Annotated in this window: 1 protein-coding gene; it reads right to left on the reverse strand. The window is 66.8% G+C overall.

Annotated elements, in window-relative coordinates; genetic code table 11:
* Positions 1-993 (reverse strand): IS4 family transposase (locus HNV26_RS37340; protein WP_171453039.1); only part of this gene is annotated, 993 nt, incomplete at both ends.

Genomic DNA, 993 nt, shown 5'->3' on the forward strand with positions numbered 1-993 from the left:
GCATGCGACAGCAGCAGCGGGGCACAGCGGGTCAACGCCAGCACCAGTGCGAGCCGCCCCGTCGCCTGCTGCTGGCCCGACGCGTCTTCCTTCTGCGGCATCGACAATTCCAGCAGCCGCGAGAGGGCCAGGGCAATCACCTTGGCGTACACCAACGAGAGCACCGCCCCAGGTCGCGTGGCGCGTAGCGCCGTCAGCCCCACCCCGGACTTGAGGGCTTTGAAGAGAAGTTCCACCCTCCAGCGCAGGCGGTAGGCCTCAGCCACCTCAAGTGCTGTCAACACGTCGCGGCCTACCGTCGTCAAATACCAACGCCGCTCGCCCTCTGGCCCTTGCACGGCCACCACCCGCGCCGAGGCCGTACGCCCCTGCTTCTCCAGTTGCACGTCCACGTCGATGACGCCGCCCTCCTCACGCAGCATGCCCTGCAGCAGCGCATCTGTCAGGCGCATGCCACGCGCCCGTACGCGCTCGCCCTTGCCCGCGTGCACCCGCAGCACCTTCGGGGCATGCTGGGCCTTCAGCCTCACCAGGAAGTGAGCGCCAGCCTCAATCGCGTCGAGGAAACGGCCGGTGTCCGTGTACCCCAGGTCCATGAAGGTGAGCGTGCCGGGCGTCAGCGCCTCTTCGGGCAAAGCGCGCGTGTCCTGGGTGCGCTGCGGCGTCATGCCATCGGCCACCGGCATCTCGTCTCGAAGTGACACCAACGCGTGCCATTTGAAGGCCGCTGGCCGTGTCTGGCTGGTGGATGGGGCCCAGTCAGCCGCCAGTCGCCGCAGCAACTGGCAGGTGGAGTCGGCTACCTGCACGTCTGAGAATTCTTCCAGCAAGGTTCCCAGTTCATTGAAGGGCTTGTCCTCACAGGCTGCCTCTCGCACGGCCTGCACGGCCCGACTGGCCACCTCTCGCATCAACTGCCCGAAGGCGTGGTTGAATCGCTCGAAGAAGGCGCTGGGTGACAGCCTCTGTCCGGTGAGCGCGATGTAGTTGGCG

It is taken from the genome of Myxococcus xanthus (assembly GCF_013116825.1).
GTDB classification, from domain to species: Bacteria; Myxococcota; Myxococcia; order Myxococcales; family Myxococcaceae; genus Myxococcus; species Myxococcus xanthus_B.